The 14,463-nt window shown below is 38.0% G+C and carries 13 protein-coding genes and 1 tRNA gene; 5 read left to right on the plus strand and 9 right to left on the minus strand.

Annotated elements, in window-relative coordinates:
• Window positions 1–74: 74 nt before the first annotated feature.
• Window positions 75–998, plus strand: a complete 924-nt coding sequence (locus tag CYAN7822_RS23385) for a metal ABC transporter solute-binding protein, Zn/Mn family (protein WP_157871950.1) — start codon at window positions 75–77, stop codon at window positions 996–998.
• A 220-nt stretch (window positions 999–1,218) separates the two neighbouring features.
• Here the strand turns inward: CYAN7822_RS23385 and CYAN7822_RS23390 are convergent, their stop codons facing one another.
• From CYAN7822_RS23390 to CYAN7822_RS23405, 4 genes are all read right to left on the minus strand, one after another.
• On the minus strand, window positions 1,219–2,055 hold the full coding sequence (locus CYAN7822_RS23390; RefSeq protein ID WP_013324718.1) for a Uma2 family endonuclease: 837 nt from the start codon (window positions 2,053–2,055) through the stop codon (window positions 1,219–1,221).
• A 133-nt stretch (window positions 2,056–2,188) separates the two neighbouring features.
• Window positions 2,189–2,563, minus strand: a complete 375-nt coding sequence (locus CYAN7822_RS23395; RefSeq protein WP_013324719.1) for a LapA family protein — start codon at window positions 2,561–2,563, stop codon at window positions 2,189–2,191.
• Between the two features lie 183 nt (window positions 2,564–2,746).
• Complete coding sequence (locus CYAN7822_RS23400) at window positions 2,747–5,452, minus strand: efflux RND transporter permease subunit (protein ID WP_013324720.1); 2,706 nt, start codon at window positions 5,450–5,452, stop codon at window positions 2,747–2,749.
• A 12-nt stretch (window positions 5,453–5,464) separates the two neighbouring features.
• Window positions 5,465–5,857, minus strand: coding sequence for a hypothetical protein (locus CYAN7822_RS23405; RefSeq protein ID WP_013324721.1), 393 nt, complete (start codon window positions 5,855–5,857; stop codon window positions 5,465–5,467).
• Window positions 5,858–6,054: 197 nt separating this feature from the next.
• On the opposite strand from CYAN7822_RS23405, the gene CYAN7822_RS23410 reads away from it, so the two are divergent.
• From CYAN7822_RS23410 to CYAN7822_RS23420, 3 genes are all read left to right on the plus strand, one after another.
• Window positions 6,055–6,126 (plus strand) — tRNA-Cys (locus CYAN7822_RS23410).
• A 473-nt stretch (window positions 6,127–6,599) separates the two neighbouring features.
• Window positions 6,600–7,019 (plus strand): MerR family transcriptional regulator, encoded by a 420-nt coding sequence (locus tag CYAN7822_RS23415; RefSeq protein WP_041933363.1) that lies wholly within the window; start codon window positions 6,600–6,602, stop codon window positions 7,017–7,019.
• A 34-nt stretch (window positions 7,020–7,053) separates the two neighbouring features.
• Complete coding sequence (locus CYAN7822_RS23420) at window positions 7,054–9,834, plus strand: DUF4297 domain-containing protein (RefSeq protein WP_013324723.1); 2,781 nt, start codon at window positions 7,054–7,056, stop codon at window positions 9,832–9,834.
• Between the two features lie 94 nt (window positions 9,835–9,928).
• On the opposite strand, the gene CYAN7822_RS23425 is transcribed toward CYAN7822_RS23420, so the two are convergent.
• A complete protein-coding gene (locus CYAN7822_RS23425; protein ID WP_013324724.1) occupies window positions 9,929–10,765 on the minus strand; it encodes a TniB family NTP-binding protein in 837 nt (278 codons plus the stop codon).
• A gap of 3 nt (window positions 10,766–10,768) precedes the next feature.
• Entirely contained in the window at window positions 10,769–12,472 is a 1,704-nt protein-coding gene (locus CYAN7822_RS23430; protein WP_013324725.1) for a Mu transposase C-terminal domain-containing protein, read from the minus strand.
• Window positions 12,473–12,971: 499 nt separating this feature from the next.
• Between CYAN7822_RS23430 and CYAN7822_RS38720 the strand changes: the two genes are divergently transcribed.
• A complete protein-coding gene (locus tag CYAN7822_RS38720) occupies window positions 12,972–13,130 on the plus strand; it encodes a hypothetical protein (RefSeq protein ID WP_013324726.1) in 159 nt (52 codons plus the stop codon).
• Window positions 13,131–13,145: 15 nt separating this feature from the next.
• Here the strand turns inward: CYAN7822_RS38720 and CYAN7822_RS39590 are convergent, their stop codons facing one another.
• The 3 genes from CYAN7822_RS39590 to CYAN7822_RS23440 are packed head-to-tail and all read right to left on the minus strand — an operon-like array spanning window position 13,146 to window position 14,422.
• Window positions 13,146–13,286 carry a hypothetical protein gene (locus CYAN7822_RS39590; RefSeq protein WP_245602626.1) on the minus strand — a complete coding sequence of 47 codons (141 nt, stop codon included), beginning with the start codon at window positions 13,284–13,286 and terminating at the stop codon, window positions 13,146–13,148.
• A 37-nt stretch (window positions 13,287–13,323) separates the two neighbouring features.
• Window positions 13,324–13,803, minus strand: coding sequence for a hypothetical protein (locus CYAN7822_RS23435; RefSeq protein ID WP_245602628.1), 480 nt, complete (start codon window positions 13,801–13,803; stop codon window positions 13,324–13,326).
• Window positions 13,790–14,422, minus strand: coding sequence for a hypothetical protein (locus CYAN7822_RS23440; RefSeq protein WP_245602630.1), 633 nt, complete (start codon window positions 14,420–14,422; stop codon window positions 13,790–13,792). The genes CYAN7822_RS23435 and CYAN7822_RS23440 overlap by 14 nt, the downstream gene beginning before the upstream one ends.
• Window positions 14,423–14,463 lie beyond the last annotated feature (41 nt).

The raw sequence follows: 14,463 nt of genomic DNA on the forward strand, positions 1-14,463 counted from the left end.
AGTGTAAAGAAACTATGACAGTAGAGACTCCTCTTTCCCCTGTTCTATTCTTATGCGCCTGGATGGGAAAACGAATCAGCCCTTTAATGTATTTCGCACTGGTGCTAGGACTGCTGCTGAGTAGTTGTCAACCCCAAGGGAGAGAAAAAACCCCAGATAAACCCGAGGTGGTTTCTACCAGTACCATCATCGCTGACTTGACTCAACGAGTGGCCGGGGATGAAATAGCGCTTAAAGGAATACTTAAACCCGGAGCAGACCCCCATATCTATGAGCCGGTACCGGCCGATAGTGCGGCTTTAGAAAAAGCAGATTTAATCTTATATAACGGGTATAACCTAGAACCTGGGTTAATTCGGTTGATGAATGCAGCAGGGATAAAAGCCAAAAAAGTGGCAGTAGGTGAGGTGGTTCCTCCTTTAGATTTAAAGCATCAGGGTAAAACTATTCCTGATCCTCATGTATGGGGAGATGCCCAAAATGGCATTAAGATGGTGAATAAGATTCGCGATGAGTTGATCGAACTCTCTCCCCAAGACCGCCAAAAATTTACTGATAATGCGGCTAAATTGACCTCAGAGTTACAGCGCCTCGATGGTTGGCTCAAAGGACAAATACAGACGATTCCCCCTAATCAGCGCAATTTAGTGACCACTCATGATGCTTTTCAATATTATGCTCATGCTTATGGGTTAAAGGTAACGGGGACGCTGATTGGTATCTCTACAGAAGAACAACCTAGTGCCCAAACGGTGAAAAATTTGGCTGATTCGATTAAAAAGGCTAAAGTTCCCACGATTTTTGCTGAAACGACCATTAATCCGGTCTTGATTCAAGCGGTGGCAGAAGAAGCAGGGGTTAAATTAGCGGCTCAAAAACTATATTCAGATTCTATCGGTGCGTCGGGAAGTGAAGGAGATAGTTATAGCAAAATGTTGGTATCTAATACCAAATCAATTGTCGAAAATTTAGGGGGTAAGTATCAAGATTACAACTAAAATTGTCCTAGCTTGTGTTCAAAAATCGAGAAATTTTTCATGTAAATAATTAACTCCTGTTGTAAAATTTGTTTAGGCAAAGGGTTAGACAAGAGTATTTATAGCGTTTCTCAATTGGGTGAGGTACACTTTAAATTTTATTCCCTGTTCCCAGATCCGGTGTTCCCTGTTCCCTAAAATCTAGAACTTTGTACCTCAGTAAAGTGAGAAAGGCTATATTTTAAGACTGTTCTTGAATTTCTGATATAGATAACCCAGTTATTCTAGCAACCTGTTCTATACTCATTCCTGTTTGAAGTAAATTTTTGACGATTTGTTGTAACTGGAATTGGCTTTGTTCGGCACGTTGATGTTCTTGTTCGGCACGTTGATGTTCTTGTTCGGCACGTTGATGTTCTTGTTCGGCACGTTGATGTTCTTGTTCGGCACGTTGCTTTTGATATTCTTCAGGGGTAAATAATATATCTCCCTCTAAATTAGCCCAACGTAACCAGGTTGTTTCAATTCCTTTATAAATACCATACCATCTAGTCAGGGCTAAACCTAATCTTTGACTAATCAATTGATTATGAGCATCCGTTTCTATGAGTTGATAGGTTCCATTTTGAAGAGAAAAACCCGCCCAATCATCAGGATTAAACGGATCAAACCAATAATATTCTGGAATACGCAACTGATTTTGATAAATTAACTTTTTCTGGTTTTTGTCTTGAGATGCGGTACTTTCTGATAATAATTCAATGATCACATCAGGCGCTTTTTCTTCTTGCCAAACTACCCAACTTTTTCGTTCTACTTTAGGCACATCAATAACTGCAAAAAAATCTGGCCCTAAAAAATCTTGATTACGGAGTTGAGCCATACTGTAATAGAGAAACATATTGCCCCCCACATAACCATCCTGCCGTTGTTCTAACCACAGCAGCAAACCATCAATGAGTAAATCTAATTGTATTTTATGGCGTTGGGTTTCCATTGGCACACCGTCATCACAGGGAAGTTCGTCTTGTGTTGGAAGTGAAATTAAATTAAGGTTGCTCAAGGGAGTTTGAGTCATTGGCGTTTCAACTTCTGGCGGCTTAAAATAATACTTTTATATTACTGTAGAATCCTAAAAAATTATTTAGCCCGCGCCGGCGGGCTTCGTTAAATTCTCTCTCTCGTTGCGGAAAAAGCGGTTAGCGTAATTTTCAAGAAATAATTTCTGCGGTTTGTGTATTATCTTCGTTTATAGCTTCAGCAGTAGTCAAATAACGAGTAGGTTGCTCGACTTGTGCTTGAAGCTGTTCAACATCTTCTAAAAGCTCTTTGATTTTTTGATCTTTAGCTTTCAAAGCACTGCGTTTTTGCCACTGAATAACCCATCCTTGTAATTTCATCCAAATCATCAGTAACCAAGCCAAAACCGCACCTATTCCCATCGTTACAACAATGCAAATGGATAAAGGAAGTTTATAGCTTAAGCCGGGAATAATATTTACAGAAACCACCTGAGTATTTTCCAGACTGAATAAAGCAATGGCTAACCCAAGAGCAAAAATAAGCATCAAGTTTATGACTTGCATAGTCGATTTAATAAGAATCCATTAGGTTTTTTTCTTATTTGTAAAAATAACATATTTTGCTCATCTCAAAACCTTAAATCATCAACATAAAACTACCTTTTTGTCAAGATAAAATTATACTCAAAATGCTGATGATGTTCAAACTAGATTACTCCTGTACAGACCTAGTATCTAACCTCTCTATCACTTGTGAGTTTTAACCATTTTTAGCCATCCATCTTCTAATACAGAATAAAGCACAGGCACAACAATTAAACTCAATAAAGTAGAAGTAATTAACCCTCCAATAATCGCCACTGCCATCGGTTGACGTAATTCAGATCCCGCGCCCCATCCCAAAGCAAGGGGAACCATTCCTAAAATAGTAGAAGCAGTGGTCATAATAATAGGTCGTAACCGAATTGCTCCGGTTTCAATAATTGCTTCTTCCCTTGTCTTTCCAGCCGAACGAAGTTGATTAATATAATCCAACAATAAAACAGCATTTTTATCTAATAAACCCACCAAGAAAATTAAACCAATTAAAGAAATGATCCCAAAATCACTCTGAGTAATTAAAAGGCCTAACATTGCCCCGACAATGGATAAAGGCAGAGATAAAATCACGACCAGAGGTTCTAAAATTCTGCCAAACAATAAGATTAAAACCAGTAACATTAACAAGATTGCCACTGCCAAAGTTTTGCCAAAACTCATTAACACATCATCACTTTGAGCCGCACTGCCCCAACGTTGTAAAATAACTCCTTGAGGTAAAATAGTTTTCGCCGTTTTTTCCACATCAAGGGCGGCATCTTCTAAACCTAATTTTGGCGAAAGGTTAGCACTAAGATATATAACCCCTTGTCCATTAAGACGTTCAAGCTTATAACCATTGGCTGCTTGATCATCTTGGTTAGAAAGGGCTACATCTTTTAATCCCGGCAGTTTCTCGACGCGGGTTTTTAACGTTTGAGCCGCCGCTTGTAACTGAGTATAATTATCGCCCTTAATGGCAATTTGTAGCGGTTTTTCGGCTTCTGTTTCGATAAAAGGAATATCTTCCACACTGAAGATTACACCCTTGGGTTTAGGTAAATTTTGACGCACAACATCTTGCACTTGCTGAGTATTTAATTGGCGATCATGCTTTAATGTCACATATATTTTACCTTTAGTGGGTTCTCCTTGAAGACCGGCAATGGTATAAACGGATTTTATTTCAGTAATTTTTTGCAAACTCTCTTCAAATTCTTTACCCACTCGAAGGGTTTTTCTTAATAAAAAGGTTTGAGGAGAACTAGCTAATTGAGAAATCCAATCAAAGCCGCCCTCTTGTGAAGCCGAATTATTTTCTACTTGTTTGGGAAGAGATTTTAATTCTAGGAGTCTTTTCGGCAAAGGTGCGGTATAAACAATGTTAAATTCACCTCTATCTAAAGGAGGAATAAACCCTTTAGGAATGAGCGGAATCAGCCCCACACCAACAATAAAACTAATCAAAGCAATTCCGATGACCATTTTACGATGATGAAGTGACCAGCGTAATAACTGACGATAGTGATTAATGATCCCAGAATCAAGATAATTGTGCCCGTTTTTTTCGGGCTTTTTCGGTTTTAACCAACGACTGGCTAAAACAGGCGTTAAAGTTCGAGCAACTAAAAGAGAAAAGATCACTGCCGCCGAAACCGTTAATCCAAAAGGTTTAAAAAATTTCCCCACCGGGCCTGCCATAAAAGCAACGGGAATAAAAACCGCAGCAATAGTTAATGTAGAAGCCGTTACACTTAAACCAATCTCATTAGTTCCTAAAATTGCCGCCTCTTTTGGGCTTTTTCCTTGCTCGATATGCCGCGAAATATTTTCCACATCAACGATAGCATCATCTACCACAATGCCAATTACTAAAGCTAAAGCCAAGAGGGTAATGGTTTCTAAATTAAACCCAAATATGGCCATAATAATACAGGTAGCCAACAGAGAAATTGGAATCGCTAAAGACGCGATCACAGTGGCTCGAAAACTCCTTAAAAAAGGAATGATTACTAAAACCGCCAAGACAATTGCTTCAATTAAAGCATCAATAGTAGCCCGAGTAGATTCTCGAATATATTCGGCCTGAGTTTCTGCTAAAACTAAACGAACATCCGAGAGTTCTGGTTGTATTTGTTGAATATTCTGCTCAACTTGCCTAACCACCTCTAGGGTATTTGCCCGACTTGTCTTAATCACTTCTATGGCTAACCCTTCTTGACCATTAAAACGGACTAAAGTAGGATATTGACGAGTGAGAGGGGAAGATTTTTCTGTTTTTTGACTATCAATTGATGAAGTATCGCCTAACAAATTTACTTTTAAAATTCCCGGTAACTTAGCAATTTTCGGAATAATTTTTTGATGAGCTATTGCCGTTAATTCTTCGAGACTTTTTTGATCACTGAGCAGCGCATAACTAATCACCCCTGACTCATTTAAATTAATGGGAATGACCTCATAAGAACTGCCTGAAGGCAGAGAAGGTTTAAGTTGAGCGAGGGTTTTTTCTACATCTTCAGAAGCCGATTTTAGAGGAGTTCCAACCGCAAAGAAAATATTAACAATTCCTCGCCCTGGGTAAGTGGTAGATCCCACATCCCGAAAACCTTCGATTTTTTTTAGGGGTTGTTCAATGGGGATAGTGAGTTGATTTTGGGTGTCAATAACTGTCTCTACAGGCGCTTGAGCATTGACCACAATCACCGGAAAAGTAATATCGGGAAATAGGGCATATTTGAGGCTACTTAAAGCCAAAAGTCCGGCTATAGTAACCGCCAGCCAAAAACCGATAACAATAGGAGAATGTTGAATCGCCAAACGGGAAATGTTGAAGCGTTCTCGTCTAGTGGGTTTAGGGTTAGAAAAATTCATTTTTATTGACAATTATTCGTATAAGACTTGGTCAAAACAAGTTTCTCCCACCTGCGTTAAGGTACGAGCGGCTGTACGGTCCTTTTGAGATTTGACAACTAGGTCCCTGAACTGGTTAAAATTATATTGAGATTGAAATTTTTTGATAGCACAGTTACATAAATCTTTAGCGACATCGCCAGGTAAACCTTGCCCTGTTGCCCTTTCCAAGCACTGTTTATGATAATCTTGAAATGAAGAGGGAACCGTTGAATGCTGAATGACTTGACCTCCCGCAGACTGTTTGACTTCCCTTGCTAAAAGCGCACTGCCAGCCACCGGAAACCACAGCAACCATAAGCTACTGAGGGTTAAAATAGTGGACGATTTTAAAACCGAGAGGGAGTTAAGTGTAATCTTGCTCATACTTGATTGGGCGCAAATCTTCTCATAGCAAGGAGGACAGGAAATTTGAATCCTCCCACAAACTGGGTAACTAGGCCTATTATAACGTTCGGTCTATGGCCTTTCTCGTCTTTAGCCTAATAAGTAGACGCAAAAAAATCCGGTTAAGGACATTCCCAAAAGGGGGAAAGTTTTGCTATAATCGTTAAAGTGCAAATGGCGACATAGCCAAGTGGTAAGGCAGAGGTCTGCAAAACCTTTATCCCCCAGTTCGAATCTGGGTGTCGCCTCTTAAACAAATTGTACAGTAACTAATTATTTGTCGTCGGTAACAAATTAGTGTCGCTGTAACAAATTATTTGTCATTTATGATAGGGAAGCAGACCTCTGCCTTACCTTTCAATCCACCATTATTTTAGAAAAAAAATAGTTCTTTCAACCCACCCCATGTAGGGATGGTCATTGAAACTTTCAGAGAGTGAAATCCTTACTTGTTAAAGACTCTAGATTTTGATTTCGTCAACCTCAAAAATCTTGGTCTTTTTTATCCCCCATCAGTGGGACTTAACCATCCCCAAAAAAGCTTAAAGTTAAGCCTTATATAGTTTTTACGTCTTTCGTGGAACTCCTAGGGATTTTGCCCCAGCTTTGATTCACTCTCAAAAATTAAAGGTGGATGGTAATCTGGCTCATGAGATTATTAAACATTATTGTTTAATACAAACATGACTGTATTATAACCCCTTTTTGTAAAATGAGAGCTATGGGTGAAACATTTTTTAGCTCAAAAGAAGCGGCAGAAATTACGGGGTGTACTTTACGTCAGTTGCAGTATTGGCGAGAAAAGGGCGTTGTTGTCCCAACGGTTAATGCAACGGGGACAGGGCGGAGTATTTATTACTCTCGTTCGGAGTTGGTCGAGTTGGCAGTGATGGAATATTTGTTATCTGTGGGGTTGAGTTTTGAGGCGGCTTCTGGGATACTTCAGCAGTTGAAGGAATTTGAACCAGACTTTGCTAATCAGAAAATTTTTAAGCGCTTGATGTTAGTTTTTGATGAATCTGTGGGAATACTTAAGTTGAAGGACTTTGAGAAAAAGGTGGCGATCGCTTTTTTAGATCAAGGTCTGCCTGTAATTCCGGTGTGGTTGGATGTGATTCATCAAAAACTACGCTCAGAGTAATGACAACAACAATTTATTTATTTATGAATTAACGATGAATCAATATTTGCAACCTGATGAGATAGCTTGCACCAATGATCCTGGCGATGAAACTCAGCGACGCTTTCGTTATCAAGCTGCTTATGCTGCCATAAAATGTTTATCTTTACTTGATGATAGCTCTCTTATTGACTGTATATATTGTGAGCATCATGAAGATATTTTGGTAAAGCATAAAGATAACTCTTTTATTGGATTACAAGTAAAAACTCGTGCTTCTGGGCAACCCTTTCAAGCAAATGATGAGCAGGTATATAAGTCTATCAAAAAATTTGTCGAGCATGAAATTCAGTTCCCAAGAAGTTTTTTACATTATGTTTTGGTTGCTAACTGTGGTTTCTGGAAAGCAAACAAAACCGATAAAAATTTAAACTATATTCTAGAATTGGCTAACAATTGCCATATAAATGACTTAGATAAATTAGACATAAATTTAACAAAATTTATTAAAACAATAGACCAAGAAATGGGGAATACTTGTCATGATATATCAGCTATAATTATTAAAACTCTTCAGAAGACTAAGCTGGAGGTATCACCAGGACTTGCGGATATTGATGCAAAACTTGTAGATTTAATAAGTAGAGTTCCAAAAATTAAAGAGCGAGAGTTACGATATGATCAGCTTAATAAAATTACTCATGAACTCATCAATAAATGTTTAAATGCTGCTTCACTTGTAGAAAATTCTCCAACGGAAGCTTATTATATTCTCAAGCCTAATCCTGAAGATGAAAAAACAAAAATGATTATTCAAGGCAAAAAAATAGCTATAAATACTATTTTAGAATTAGTCGATGAGTTTTCTCTCAACGATCAATACTTATTGCGCTCATCAAATTGCTTACCTCTTAAAGAACTGCCAAGAGGAACAACAGTTATGGAGAAAAAAATGGCTGCTGGAGGTATATCACTTAATAATATAGAGCTTATGAAAGATAATAAAATTTCAGCCGAATATGGTTTGATTCAATTATCTAAAAAACTTGGCAAAAAAAAAGCCGATCAACGTTATCAACATTTAATAACAGTAGTCAATAATGTTTGCCAAGAAGTCCATGATTTAAGCTATCAGGATAAAGAACTTTTTGGAAAAAAAATGTTAACGCAGATAAGAGAGCGTCTTCAAATAAGGTATGATAAAGAAAAATCCGAACTTTTTGGCTTTAGATATGAACATTGTGATCTTATCTTTTATTTTTTAGATATTATACCTTTAAAAGTGCGTAAGAGTAAAGTTGAGGATAATTCTCCGTTAGTACGTTTAAGTTTCCGAGATATATTATGGTATTGTTACTTACAACAAGATTTACTTGATTCCTCATTTTATCGACTTGAAGATAGCTATCGAAAACTTAAAAGTCGTGATGTTATGCGCTTTGTAGTAGGATATTATAAGGAAAGATTAAATCAATTAGAATCTGAGTTAGAAGAAACTAAAAAAAAGAGATTAGTAAAACAAGAATCTATTAAACAAATAAAAGAATTTCTTAGCCAATTTGTTTATGGTTCTGAATTAGACATTATGAAAGAGATTGAGCAAGTTAATCAAAGGTTAGATCAGTTTTATGTAGAACAAAGTAATCTTAGAAAAGAATATAGCACTGCTACTGCTACACATTTTATTGATGAATTGCGAGACAATCTTCGTCATCTAAGTAATCAACTTAATAATGAAAAACAAATTTTCGCTGATTTACAAGAAAAAATAGAAGAACAGGAATCTTTAAAAGCAGAATTGTTGTCAGCCAAATTTAAATTAGCTCAAGTTAAATCTGCCACTTCTATTTTATCAAAAATATTATTTGAATCTTGTCCTGCTTGTGGCACAGAAATAGATGAACCAATTTCTTCTAAAGATGTTTGCTATTTATGCGGTAAGCATCCCTCTCCCGATAATACTCAGGTAGTTACCCAATCCGAAGTTATTAGACAAGATTTAACAACAAGAATTGTAGAACTTGATGAATCTGTTGCTAGACATAAAGAATCAATAATTAGTCAGCAATTAGTTATTGAAAGACTTCAAGATAAAAAAAATAATTTAGACAGACGACTTTCACAAGAACTTAATGAATATGATTCTCCTTTCTTAGCACGTTTTCGAGAGGTTGAAAGAAAAATTGCAACTTATGAAGAAAGGCGAAAAAACTTAGACAGACTTCGAGAAATGACTGAAGCTATCACTGAACTAGAAAGAGAAACCGATGAATTATTTTTTCAAGAACAACGAATTGAAGATTTAATTAATCAAGAAAAAACTACTCTTAAAAATGCAGAACAGAATATTGAGGCTTTAGAAAGTAACTTTCGTCATGCTCTTTTGACTGTTGGTGTTCCTGGTGTTAATAATGAAGATAGTATCAAAATCAATCCCAAAACTTGGATTCCCTCTATTTTATCAGGTGGAGATGAAGCTTTAAAATGGGATTTTTATAATGCTGGTAGTGGAGGTAAAAAAACTCTTTTAAATGTCTGTTATGCTTTGGCAGTACATCAAACTGCTTCAGAAAATAATCTTCCTTTACCAAGTTTTTTGATCATTGATACACCAATGAAAAACATCGGTGAAGAATTAAATATTGATTTATTTGAGAGTTTTTATGATTATTTGTACTCCCTAGCTAAAAATGAACTAAAAGAAACTCAATTTATTATTATTGATAAAAATTTTTATGAACCATCAGAAAATTACGTCCTTGACATTTTTACTCGGTATATGACTCCTGATGATAGTAATTCTCCTCCATTAATTTCTTATTATCGTGGTTCTTAATGTGAGATTATGTAAAAAATGGTAAAATGACTAATACTTTCCCCTGGTAACGGTTCAACCAAAAACCACCAAGACTTAATTTCTATACTTTCCACTATTTATATTCCTCCGCCACCTCTTTAAGCGTTTCCAAATCAACCTGATTTAATCCCTTCTTCAACGCTCTAATCGCTGCTTCCCGTAAAATCATATCTAACAAACCAATATAACCCCCTGTCGCCTGTCCCAAAATCTTCAACATCCGCTTACTGTTTAAATTAGACGCAACAGGTAACTTCAACACCTGCCGCTCCCAAATATCCACCGTTTGCCCAAACTCATCCCCCGTCAACTTGCCAAACCGATGACAAGCCCGAAAACGATTATAAACCTGCTCATCCCTCTTAATCACAGCATCTAAGCGATCTGTACCCACCAAAACCACCGCAATATCTTTAAGATCAAAAATATCTCTTACTTCAGCAAAAGTTTTCGATTTTAATCTATCAGCCTCGTCTATAATAATCATCTCTACACCGCAACGCTCAAGCACTTTTAACGCTCTATTACGGATTTCTGCGACTGTTCCCTTAGTCATTTGATACTTCAAATGCTCAATAATAGCCCCAAACAAATCCTTAGCCCCACACTCTTGAGGAATTTGTATATAAACCACTGGAACAATTGGGGGTTTTCCTGGGTTTTGAATCGGTTTATGTCTCAAACGATAGGCATTACAAGCAATAGTTTTTCCTGTGCGAGATTCCCCTACCACCCGACATGATTGCTTTGCCTGCCGCTTTCCTTCCAACCAATTATGTAAAGCTTCTACATGAGAGAGAGTAACAACTGTTTTTCGGTTCAAGCGCCCAATTTCCGCCTGTAACTTCTCTGGTGTCAATTGAATATTCCCTAATTGTTCTGCAACTATTTGTGCTTCTTGAATAGTCATAACTTAAAACCCATAATCTTCTTGTAACTGTTCGTAATCAAATACTTGGACTTGTGGTGTTTTAGAAGTAGGAAAATTAGAGGTTAATTCCTCCTCCTCAGTTTCCAATTTGGTTGTTTCAACTGGCGTTGATAAACGACTTTGCTGTTCTTCTTTGTATCGTTCTTTCTTGGTTTTTTTCGCTTTTGGGAAATTCTGGCGATCTCGGATTTCCGATAAAATAGAACGATTACTAACCGTCTTGCCGGCTTCTCGGACTCGCTTACTGCTTGCTTTTGCCTCATCTAAAGACATCTGTTCTGTCTCCAAATCCAACGCATAAGCACGAGTTAGAAACACTTCCTGATGACTTTCTTGCTGATAGACAAAAACTGTTGTAATATCTCTAGGCTCAAAACGCAAAATAACATTTTCTCCTGCATATCCTGCTAAATTTTCGCCTCGATACATTAGATTTTCAAATTGAATATATCCCCCACGCTGCACCCTGCGCTTAGTTTGTTTCATCAAACAAATATCTAACTCTCGTTCGCTCATGACATCAGGGATAGTCAATAAACCCGCTTCCCAACGCTCTCTGCGACTTTGATCCCCCATCCTCGCATCAATTCGTTGATTATAGTTATCTACTATATAGCGCACCAACTTTTGCTCTAAATCTCGTAGAGTAAGACAAGCTTCTTTTTCCGCTTGTTGTGAACGTTCCTGCACATTTGAACCCGTATATCCAGGGAGCGTTGAGAAAAATTCTAGATTCAAGGTTTTAAAAGGGCGTTCAACAATTCCCCCCTCACTGGGACGATCTCGTAAATGACAAACAAACCCCAATTGAACAGAGATTTGTTTTATATGGTTCGAGCGAAAATCCTTACCCCCGTCAGTGTAAAAATGCTCTGGCTTCCCGTAAGTTCCCCATTCTTCATTTAATTGATACTCACTGCCATAATTCTTAGGTAAGATAGCATGACGTAACGCCAAAGCGACTATTTGAGAGCTTTGGGCATCAAAACCCAAGTTAATGCCCATAATGCAACGGGAATAAGTATCAACCACCGTTGTTAACCAAGGACGACCTAAAAGTTGTCCTGACTGATCAACTAATAAAATATCAGCACGGGTATGGTCGCATTGCCAGACATGATTGCTGTATTCGACTGATAGATCTTGTCCGGCACGAGTTTTAACTGATAATTGAGTCCCTCGCCAGCCAGGACTTCTAATACTTTTCTTCTTATCTTGCTTTTCAATTAAAGGTTGTAACACTCGATAAACCGTCATGTGAGAAGGGGGGTTAATTCCTAACTCATCCGCCTTTGCTTTAGTCTTCATATAAACTTGCTTCGGTGTTAAGCGAGAGCTTCCTTTATTGCCATCCTGATAGGTTTTGACAATAAACTCCTGTAATTGCTCATCAATGCGAAAACACCCTTTATCTGACCGTTTAGTGCCTATTAAAGCGGTGTTACCTTCCTCCTGCCATTTCTTAACCAAACGTTGTACAGTGCGTTTCGATTTGCCTAATTTTTCGGCGGCTTCTTTAAGTCGCTTACCGTATGTTAAACGGTCGCAAGGTTCAAGCAACCTCTGAATAACCTCCATCTTTAGTTCGGCTTCATCCGACAACTCAGAGACAATGACATTCTCTTCATCATCTTGATTTTGCTCGACAGGTGGTGGAGATATGGACAACTCTAGATTCTCCGTCATAAACAATAGTGTGCAATTAATACATATTTGTTTATTAAGTAATAGTGTATCACTTTTAGCCCATGACGGTGACAATTAATTTGTTAAGATTGCTAAAGTCAACTAAAAAAGTGCCCTTCGGGTAATGGACACTTAATTTGTTATTCTTCGGGAAAGTGACAGTTAATTTGTTAATCTCTCTAAAGATTAATTTTTCAAGAAGTTGATGTTAGAATTTGTCTGAAACGCTTATATCGTAATATTTTGAAGCATTCACCATTTCGATGACATTAATTTGTTACGACGACAAATAATTAGTTACTGTACACAAATCAAGCCTTACAAGAACTTCAGCTTCTTCTTACAGGCTTCCCTTTGGGATAGATTATCTGTTAACATGGAATTGCAACCACATTGCTAATGCTATAATTCGTAGAGAAGTTGAACGGATTTGTCGTTCAAAGGGCTATGAACCTGTAACAATTTGTACTCCAGAAGAACTTATAGAGAGGGAAAATTGATGTTGTCTGATCCAATTGTAGAAGAAATTCCTTCGTTCAGAGAAGCCCATTCTAAGCAATTCAACAATGATCTAAAAGCCATTTATCAAGATTTAAAAGAACAAGAAAAGAAGAGTAAGAGAAAATTTGTTTCTTACGCTCCTAAGTCACCTTTATAGCTCTTGCAGGTTCTTTTAAGTGATGTTAGAAAATAGCTGTCCGTAAAACGGAAGATGTTGATACTGTTGGAGACGATTTAACCACTCTCCTCCATATTCTTCTAATTCCTCTGTTTCTAAGCTAAAAAGCTGTACGGTATTGGGAGTGATGACCATAATCAATCCTTGAGGTATGGACACACCGAAAAGGCATTCATAAGCCGTACGGGTTTGCAGCAATTTGAAGTTTCGCGTCGGTTAGCCATTGCGATCTTTTTTCCCGATGACTGGTCTTAAAGTCAAACAAAGTTAAAACGCCATTCCAATGAGCCAGTAAATCAAGCGTTCCGGCATATTGAAACCTTGGATGATAAACAGGTTTCTCACTGGCCACTACCTCCCCAATTGCCCCCAGAATTTTCCTTGCCTCATTCCAAAACTCGCTCACATCTGTGGGACATTCCACGTCCTCTCCCTTAAATCTGGCTTCAATGAGCTTGTGAATCACTTTACCCCGTTCTGCGGCTAAGGAGCGAAGTTTTTCGGCTTCAGAACCATTACGTTTATGCCAATTCCTCAACCTTGTGCGCCCTTCTTCGGGCATGGTTGCTTGTAAAATGGTCGTAACACTAGGAAAAAGACCACAAGGAGTTTCATAAAATTTCCCCCCTGACGGTAACTTAATAATTTTCATGGCAATTCTTCCTCTTTTCGCTCAAAATACTTACAGAAATTGTCTTCGTCTGCGATCCCTGCTTGCATGGGGTCAATAGCACAGGGTAAATCTCGCTTGAAGGAGCAGAGGACATCAGGAGTTCGATTTCATCCATCGACAAATCATCAATCGGAATCAGATTCACCGACAAATCAATCATTTTGGGATTATTGACCATGAAATCAGCAATATTTTCAATTTGGTTCATTTCCTCTTCGGTTTCCCGTTCGCGCCAATCCCAGGCAACACTGTAATAGTCGCCTTTGTCCCCATTGTGTTTGAGGAATGAGCCTTTAAAGATACCGAGGGCAGGTTCTCTCTTTTCCATCAATTCCGTGACTTTCTGGGAGAATTGAGCGATACTACGCTTCTTGAGGTAGGTTAGACAGACGGTATTCTTGGGCAGGATGTCGCAACCGGGGGCAGCAACAAACCAGACTTGTAACCAGAATGAATTGGTAATTTTGCCGAGATTGCCGAAGAATTGAGCGACTTTAATCATCGAAATTTCAATTTCTTTGCCACGATAATCCTCTTCTCCTACCTTCCATTGCCCCAAACGACAGTCATTTCTGAGGTTAAAGGGGACTTGAGGCATGAAAATTGAATTTTGAGGGCGAGTGCCAAAAACTGAAAATT

The organism is Gloeothece verrucosa PCC 7822, assembly GCF_000147335.1.
GTDB classification, from domain to species: domain Bacteria; phylum Cyanobacteriota; class Cyanobacteriia; order Cyanobacteriales; family Microcystaceae; genus Gloeothece; species Gloeothece verrucosa.